This window comes from Propionivibrio sp., from assembly GCF_041441355.1.
GTDB lineage: Bacteria > Pseudomonadota > Gammaproteobacteria > Burkholderiales > Rhodocyclaceae > Propionivibrio.
Window position 1 is genome coordinate 145,105 of the sequence record NZ_JASDTF010000028.1, and the last position, 7,854, is coordinate 152,958.

General features: G+C 61.3%; 6 protein-coding genes and 1 pseudogene. 4 read left to right on the plus strand and 3 right to left on the minus strand.

Translation table 11 applies throughout. The annotated features are described in order from the left end of the window. The first annotated feature begins 91 nt into the window (after window positions 1–91). From QMB55_RS11205 to QMB55_RS11215, 3 genes are read left to right on the plus strand one after another with little or no spacing between them, the layout of a single operon-like run. On the plus strand, window positions 92–583 hold the full coding sequence (locus tag QMB55_RS11205) for a shikimate kinase (RefSeq protein WP_497588797.1): 492 nt from the start codon (window positions 92–94) through the stop codon (window positions 581–583). Then, on the plus strand, window positions 571–1,659 hold the full coding sequence (gene aroB, locus QMB55_RS11210; protein WP_497588790.1) for a 3-dehydroquinate synthase: 1,089 nt from the start codon (window positions 571–573) through the stop codon (window positions 1,657–1,659). Before QMB55_RS11205 ends, aroB begins: the two co-directional genes overlap by 13 nt. Continuing rightward, window positions 1,601–2,767, plus strand: coding sequence for a deoxyguanosinetriphosphate triphosphohydrolase (locus QMB55_RS11215; RefSeq protein ID WP_497588798.1), 1,167 nt, complete (start codon window positions 1,601–1,603; stop codon window positions 2,765–2,767). Before aroB ends, QMB55_RS11215 begins: the two co-directional genes overlap by 59 nt. Before the next feature lie 79 nt (window positions 2,768–2,846). On the opposite strand, the gene QMB55_RS11220 is transcribed toward QMB55_RS11215, so the two are convergent. The 3 genes from QMB55_RS11220 to QMB55_RS11230 all read right to left on the minus strand — a co-directional run bounded on the left by QMB55_RS11220 (window position 2,847) and on the right by QMB55_RS11230 (window position 6,484). Further along, window positions 2,847–3,326, minus strand: a complete 480-nt coding sequence (locus QMB55_RS11220; RefSeq protein ID WP_497588791.1) for a CBS domain-containing protein — start codon at window positions 3,324–3,326, stop codon at window positions 2,847–2,849. Between the two features lie 127 nt (window positions 3,327–3,453). Continuing rightward, window positions 3,454–4,875, minus strand: a complete 1,422-nt coding sequence (gene pntB, locus QMB55_RS11225) for a Re/Si-specific NAD(P)(+) transhydrogenase subunit beta (protein WP_497588792.1) — start codon at window positions 4,873–4,875, stop codon at window positions 3,454–3,456. 19 nt (window positions 4,876–4,894) lie between these two features. After that, complete coding sequence (locus QMB55_RS11230; protein WP_497588793.1) at window positions 4,895–6,484, minus strand: Re/Si-specific NAD(P)(+) transhydrogenase subunit alpha; 1,590 nt, start codon at window positions 6,482–6,484, stop codon at window positions 4,895–4,897. A 549-nt stretch (window positions 6,485–7,033) separates the two neighbouring features. Here QMB55_RS11230 and QMB55_RS11235 point away from each other — a divergent pair. Continuing rightward, a pseudogene (locus QMB55_RS11235) lies at window positions 7,034–7,854 on the plus strand (glutamate synthase subunit alpha); the annotation flags it as partial.

A 7,854-nucleotide genomic window follows, 5' to 3' on the forward strand; every position in this document is an offset into this window, starting at 1 on the left:
TTCGTCCGGAAAACGCGAAGCGCTACGGTAGAATGTGGTCGTGGAAAAAAACTGCACTTATTCAAAAGACAAGCTTTACCTCATCGGCTTGATGGGGGCCGGAAAAACGACGATCGGCCGGCAACTTGCGCGCAAGCTTCACCTGGAGTTTTACGACTCGGATCGTGAGATCGAGGCGCGGACAGGGGTGAGCATTCCCACCGTTTTCGAGATCGAAGGCGAAGATGGTTTTCGCCGCCGCGAGGCTCAAGTGATTGCCGAACTGGCCTGCTTGCCGCCATGCGTTATTGCGACTGGCGGTGGGGTTGTTTTGCGGCAGGAGAACCGGGACGCCCTCAAGGCCAGCGGCTGGGTGGTTTATCTGGATGTGCCGCCTCAGATTCTCTGGGAAAGAACGCGCCTGGACCGCAATCGCCCATTGCTGCGCGTCGATGATCCGCTGGAGCGATTGCGCGAACTTTATGTTCAGCGTAGCCCTCTTTATCGGGAGACAGCCGACATCGTCATCGACGGTGGGCGGATTCAGGCGCATACGATCGTCAGCGTGTTGACGAAAGAAATGGGGGAACGATGGAAACTTTGAGCGTGGCCTTGGCCGATCGCAGTTACCCGATCCACATCGGTGCCGGGGTGGTCGATGCTGAAGCACTTTGGCGCCCCCATTTACGAGGTGGGCGTGCCGTTGTGGTCAGCAATGAAACCGTTGCGCCACTTTGCTTCGAGCGCTTGCGGGCGTCGCTCGCGAAACTTGGGATTGAGACCTTGCCCGTCGTTTTGCCTGACGGCGAGATGCATAAAAACTGGGAGACATTGAACTCGATTTTTGACGCGCTCCTGGCTCAGCGCTGCGAGCGGACGACGCCGCTGATCGCGCTCGGTGGCGGGGTGGTCGGCGACATGGGCGGCTTTGCCGCCGCCTGTTACCAGCGAGGGATGCCTTTCATCCAGGTGCCGACGACGTTGTTGGCGCAAGTCGATTCCTCGGTCGGAGGCAAAACGGCGATCAACCATCCGCAAGGCAAGAACATGATCGGCGCCTTCTATCAGCCGAAGGCAGTGTTTGCAGATACCACGCTGCTTCGCTCACTGCCGGAACGCGAATTACGTGCCGGGCTCGCCGAGGTGATCAAGTACGGGCTGATCCGCGATCTGCCTTTTCTGGCATGGCTGGAAGCGAATCTTGAGGCTTTGCTGCGGCGAGAGTCTGATGCACTTGCGTATGCCGTCTTGCGCTCGTGCGCCAACAAAGCGGAAGTCGTTGCCGCCGACGAGCGTGAAAGCGGCGATCGGGCCTTGCTCAATCTGGGGCATACCTTCGGTCATGCCATCGAAACCGGGATGGGCTATGGCACGTGGTTGCACGGCGAGGCTGTCGCCGCCGGGACGATGATGGCCGCCGATCTTTCCTTGCAATTGGGTTGGCTTGAGGCTGCCGATGTGGCGCGAGTCGAGGCGTTGTTCCTGCGTGCTGGCTTGCCGGTACGGGGGGCTGCAATGGCCCCCGAGCGCTATCTCGAATTGATGCGTCACGACAAAAAAGTCCAGGATGGCCGTTTGCGGCTCGTTCTGCTGCGCTCGGTCGGGCAAGCGGTTCTCAGTGATGTGGCAAGCGACACGCAAATCCTGGCGGCAATCGGAGGGCGCTGTGAGCGGCCGTGACCTTGCGGGCTATGCCGTGTGTGCGGCAAATTCGCGTGGTCGGCGGTTTGCCGATTCGCCGCCGCTTTACCGCAGCGAATTTCAGCGCGACCGTGACCGCATCGTTCATTCGACGGCTTTCCGGCGGCTCGAGTACAAAACCCAGGTGTTCGTCAATCACGAGGGGGATCTCTTCCGGACTCGCCTGACACACACCCTTGAGGTGGCCCAGATCGCCCGCTCCATCGCCCGCACGCTGTTCTTGAATGAGGATCTGGCAGAAGCCGTGGCGCTGGCGCACGACCTCGGGCACACGCCGTTCGGCCATGCCGGTCAGGATGCGCTGGATGTCTGCATGCGCGAGCACGGGGGCTTCGAACACAACCTGCAGAGTTTGCGAATCGTCGATCACCTCGAAGAGCGTTACGCCGAATTCTCCGGGCTTAACCTCTGCTTCGAGACGCGCGAAGGCATCGTCAAGCACTGCAGTCGCGAGAATGCGGTTTTGCTGGGGGAATTGGGTGAGCGTTTCCTGAAGCGCCTGCGCCCCTCGCTTGAGGCGCAGATCTGCAATCTCGCCGATGAAATTGCGTACAACAACCATGATGTCGACGATGGCCTGCGTTCGGGATTGCTGACGCTCGATCAGCTCGAGGGCGTCGAACTCTTCGCGCGTTATGTGCGCGAGGTGCGCGCCGCCTACCCTGCGTTGGCTGGTCGGCGGCTGATCCATGAAACGATCCGCAGGATGATCAATGCCCAAGTCTGCGATCTGATCGACACCACGCGCGCCAACCTTGAACGCGTGCGGCCGGAATGCCTAGGTGACGTCCATGCCGCGGAGCCTCTGGTCGGCTTCTCCGGGCCGATGCAGTCCGCTCAGGTCGAGCTTAAGCGCTTCCTGCATGCCAATCTGTACCGGCATTATCAGGTCATGCGCATGACGGCTAAAGCGCAACGGGTCGTCGGTGATCTTTTTGCAGCCTTCTCGACCGATCCACGTCTGTTGCCGCCGACTTTTCGATCGGAAGATGAGCAAGCGCGCCGGATTGCCGACTACATCGCTGGGATGACCGACCGCTACGCCATGCGGGAGTATCGGCGCCTGTTTGCGGTGGACGAGGCTTGAGTCGATAACGCGCCAGATTACGCGCTGGGATAGAAAAACGCGCCCGTTGGGGGCGCGTTTTTGTGGCGTTGCGGACTGTTCAGGCGGCTTCAGCGGAGGCTTTTTCGGGCCAGTCCTTGATGTAGGCCTTGAGCAAACGGTTCTCGAAGTTACGTTCCTCAAGAACGGCTTTGGCGATGTCGCGTAGCGAGATGACGCAAAGGATGCGTTCCCCGTCCATGACCGGGACGTAACGGGCGTGGGAAGAAACCATCAGCTTGCGCAGGTCGTCCACGTCCATCGAGGGCTCGCTAGTTGGCGGGTTGAGGACCATGGCTTCTTTGACGAGGATCTCTGCGATGGGCGGAGTCGGGCCAGTGCGGCCCTCGCGCTGACGCATGGCGAGGACGGAGATGATCTCCCGGAAGGTGAGCATGCCGACCAGCTTGCCCCCCTCGACCACGACGATTGCCCCGACATCGTGGTCGTCCATCATGATAACTGCGTCGGACAGCAGCGTCTCCGGGGAGACCGAGTACAGAGTCGAGTCCTTGAGTCTGAGGATCTCTTTGACTTCCATGGTGCCCTCCAATATGCCGTTGATGGACCCCCTCACCAAGCTGCGTGAGGACCGATTGCTTCCCTGAGACAGCCCTTGCTTTCGCAAGTTCTGTCTCAGGGCAAAACGCGGGTCGCCGGCAGGGCGGTCAGGACTTGAGTGCGCTGAGCACCTCGTCCAGCATTTTCTTCGCGTCACCGAAGAGCATGCGGTTGTTCTCCTTGTAGAACAACGGGTTGTCGACCCCTGCGTAACCCGAGGCCATCGACCGCTTCATCACGATCGAGGTCTTGGCTTTCCAGACTTCGAGAACCGGCATGCCCGCGATCGGGCTGGTCGGATCGTCCTGCGCCGCCGGGTTCACGATGTCGTTGGCGCCGATCACCATGGCCACGTCGGTTGTTGGGAAGTCGTCGTTGATTTCATCCATTTCGAAGACCACGTCGTACGGCACCTTGGCTTCGGCGAGAAGAACGTTCATGTGACCCGGCATGCGCCCGGCGACCGGGTGAATGCCGAAACGCACGTTGACGCCCTTTTCACGCAACTCCTTAGTTATTTCATAGACGGTATGTTGCGCTTGTGCAACTGCCATGCCGTAGCCGGGGACGATGAGTACGCTCTTCGCGTCACGCAGCAGCTCTGCCGTCTCGGCGGCAGAGACCGGAGTGACCTCGCCCGCCGGTTCGCTCGAACCGCCGCTCTTGGCCGCCGGGGCGCCGCCATCGGAGCCGAAGCCCCCGGCAATCACGCTGAGGAACTGGCGGTTCATCGCCGCGCACATGATGTACGACAGGATCGCGCCGCTCGAGCCGACCAGAGCACCGGTGACAATCAGCAGGTCGTTGGAGAGCATGAAGCCCGTCGCCGCGGCCGCCCAGCCGGAGTAGCTGTTGAGCATCGAGACCACGACCGGCATGTCGGCGCCGCCGATGGCCATGACCATATGGATGCCGAAGAGCAGGGCGATGACGGTCATCACGATCATCGGAACCATGCCTTGGGCGACGGTTTCGGCGAGCATGAACTCGCGGCCGAAGTAGATGACGATTAGCAGGCCAAGCAGGTTGATCCAGTGGCGGCCGGGCAGGAGCATGGGCTTGCCGCCGATCTTGCCGGACAGCTTACCGAAGGCGATGACCGAGCCCGAGAACGTGACGGCACCGATCAGCACGCCGACGTACATCTCGATCTCGTGGATCGTCTTTTCGGCCGGGCTGAGGCCGGTCGAGGCCGCCGGGTCGATGTAAGTCGCGTAGCCGACGAGCATGGCGGCGAGACCGACCATGCTGTGCATCAGCGCAACGAGTTCAGGCATCTGGGTCATCTGCACGACGCGTGCGGCGTAGAGGCCGATTGCGGCACCGACGACCATCGCTCCGATGATCCACGGCAGACCTGCGGAGGTGACCATGGGGCCAAATACGGTGGCGACGACGGCAATGGCCATGCCGATCACCCCGTAGAGGTTGCCGCGGCGTGCTGTGGTCTGGGTCGATAGGCCGCCCAGGCAAAGGATGAAGAGTATGGTTGCTCCGATGTAGGAGACAGTAGCCAGACTTGCGGACATTATGGTGTTCTCCCTGTTCTTATTTGCGGAACATCGCCAGCATGCGCTGGGTCACGGCGAAACCGCCGAACATGTTGATGGTGGCCAGGACAATGGCGCCGACCGCCAACCAGCGGATGACGCTTTCCGGCCGTTCGAGCGCACCCGAGATCGGCGGGGCGATCTGGACGAGGGCGCCGATGGCGATGATGCTGCTGATGGCATTGGTGACGCTCATCAGCGGCGTGTGCAGCGCCGGGGTGACGTTCCAGACGACCATGTAGCCGACGAAGCAGGCCAGTACGAAGACCGTGAAGTGGCCGAGGAAGGAGGCCGGGGCGTGAGCGCCGATCAGCCAGAACAACGCGGCGCAGATGCCGAAGACGACGGCCAGCTTGTTGCGCGACATCGGTTCACTCGGCGCGCCGTGGCCATGTGCCGACTTCTTGGCTTCCGGTGCAGCGGCGGGCTTGGCGGCGGGTTGCGGCGCCGCCTGTTTCAGGGGCGGGGGCGGCCAGGTGATGCTGCCTTCCTTGATGACCGTCAGGCCGCGGATCGCGTCGTCTTCCATATTGACGTCGATGTTGCCGTCCTTGGTCTTGCACAGCTCTTCGGTCAAGCGCAGCAGGTTGTTGGCGTACAGCGTCGAGGACTGCTTGGCCAGGCGGCTCGGCAGGTCGGTGTAGCCAACGATGGTCACGCCATGACGGACTACGGCCTCGCCGGGGACAGTCAGCTCGCAGTTTCCGCCCTGTTCTCCGGCCATGTCGATGATGACGCTACCCGGCTTCATGCTCTGCACCATCTCGGCGGAAATCAGCTTGGGTGCGGGCTTGCCGGGGATCAAGGCGGTGGTAATGATGATGTCCGCCTGCTTGGCTTCCTTGGCGTACATTTCGCGCTGGGCCTGTTGGAAGCCCTCGCTCATCACTTTGGCGTAGCCGCCGCCGCCCGAGCCTTCCTCTTCGTAGTCGACTTTGACGAATTCGCCTCCGAGCGATTTGACCTGGTCGGCAACTTCGGCTCGCGTGTCGTTGGCGCGCACGATGGCGCCCAGATTGGCGGCGGTTCCGATGGCGGCCAGACCGGCGACACCGGCGCCGGCGATGAAGACCTTGGCCGGCGGCACTTTGCCGGCGGCGGTGATCTGACCATTGAAGAAGCGGCCGAAGGCGTTGGCGGCCTCGATCACCGCGCGATAGCCGCTGATCCCGGCCATCGAGGTCAGGGCGTCCATCTTCTGGGCGCGCGAGAGTTGGCGCGGCAACGAATCAATGGCCAGTACGGTGGCTTTTTTCGCCGCCAGTTGTTGCATGAGTTCAGGATTCTGCGCCGGCCAGATGAAGGAAATCAGCGTGCCGCCTTCGCGCAGCAGTGCCACTTCGTTGGCGTCCGGGCCGCGGACCTTGAAAACGATGTCGGATTCCGCCCAGAGCTTGGCGGCGGTGTCGAGGATCTCGGCTCCGGCGGCAAGGTAGTCGTCGTCGCTGAAATTGGCCAAGTCCCCGGCGCCCGTTTCGACGGCGACCTTGAAACCCAGCTTGATCAGCTTCTCAACGACGTCGGGAACGGTCGCAACGCGCTTTTCGCCGGCAAAGACCTCTCGTGGTATTCCGATAGTCAGTGGCATTCGGTTCTCCATCCTTCGTGTTTTAAGAGTTAATGAATCACATCGTCGCGCGTGGGCGCGCAGCGCCTCCCCGGGACAGGCGGAGTCGCGTTTCAGTCATGAAGCGAGCGGGCAACTAGCCAACCGCCTGTCGTGTGCCCCGCGACGCAGGCGCAGCGGGAGAGTTCTTCTGGGCAAGTTGGGGGTGTCGGGAGTGTTGTCGTGAATAGCGTTTCCTCCTTTCGACCGCTGGCTACTTTAGCATGATGAAACCCTCGAAAAAAGGCTGCTGACAGTAGGGGTTTGCCGAATTCGATTTGACGGGATCCACAGCGTTCGCACGTTGTTGCGCGGATGTGCAATTTAAAATGACAAAGACATCATTGCGCACTGTTTTGATGCGCAAATGCACTGTTTTGGTGCGTCTAAATGATTGAATCGTCAGGATAAAGCTAATAGACTCCAAGGTCGCTCATGAGAATCGTAGCTGGGCCGTGCGCAGGCTTTGGATGACGTGGCGCGTATTTTTTCTCCATATTGATGTCACCGTTTTGTGAGGATGCGAACGTGATGGATTCGGCATTACCCGAGCAGCAAGGGCTTTACGATCGGACCAATGAGCACGATGCCTGCGGCGTCGGTTTCGTGGCGCATATCAAAGGCAAGAAAAGCCATACGATCATCGACCAGGGGCTGCTGATTCTGAAAAATCTGGATCACCGCGGTGCCGTCGGTGCCGACCCGCTGATGGGGGACGGTGCGGGCATCCTGATTCAGATTCCCGACGCTTTCTTCCGGGCCGAGATGGCCGCGCAGGGCGTGAATCTCCCGCGCGCCGGGGATTACGGTGTCGGCATGGTCTTCCTTCCCAAGGAGTCGGCATCGCGTCTGGCCTGTCAGGAGGAAATCGAGCGCGCGGTACGCGCCGAAGGGCAGGTCGTCCTCGGCTGGCGCGACGTTCCGGTTGACCGCACGATGCCGATGTCGCCTGCGGTGCGTGAGCGTGAGCCGGTCATCCGCCAGATCTTCATCGGGCGCGGCACCGACGTGATGGTCACCGACGCGCTCGAGCGCAAGCTCTATGTCATCCGTCGCCGCGCTGCCAACGCCATCCGTGCTCTGGGCCTCGAGCACAGCAAGGAGTTCTACCAGCCGTCGATGTCGGCGCGGACCGTTGTTTACAAGGGGCTGTTGCTCGCCGATCAGGTCGGCCAGTACTACCTTGACCTTCAAGACGCGCGCGTCGTCTCGGCGCTGGCCCTGGTGCACCAGCGTTTCTCGACCAACACCTTCCCCACTTGGCCGCTGGCACATCCTTTCCGGATGATTGCGCACAACGGCGAGATCAACACGCTGCGCGGCAACTACAACTGGATGCGCGCGCGCGAAAA

Coding starts and splice junctions, on each gene's coding strand:
- QMB55_RS11220 (WP_497588791.1), bottom strand. CDS start 3,326: ATGGAAGTCAAAGAGATCCTCAGACTCAAGGACTCGACTCTGTACTCG.
- pntB (WP_497588792.1), bottom strand. CDS start 4,875: ATGTCCGCAAGTCTGGCTACTGTCTCCTACATCGGAGCAACCATACTC.
- QMB55_RS11215 (WP_497588798.1), top strand. CDS start 1,601: ATGTGGCAAGCGACACGCAAATCCTGGCGGCAATCGGAGGGCGCTGTG.
- QMB55_RS11205 (WP_497588797.1), top strand. CDS start 92: ATGGGGGCCGGAAAAACGACGATCGGCCGGCAACTTGCGCGCAAGCTT.
- QMB55_RS11230 (WP_497588793.1), bottom strand. CDS start 6,484: ATGCCACTGACTATCGGAATACCACGAGAGGTCTTTGCCGGCGAAAAG.
- aroB (WP_497588790.1), top strand. CDS start 571: ATGGAAACTTTGAGCGTGGCCTTGGCCGATCGCAGTTACCCGATCCAC.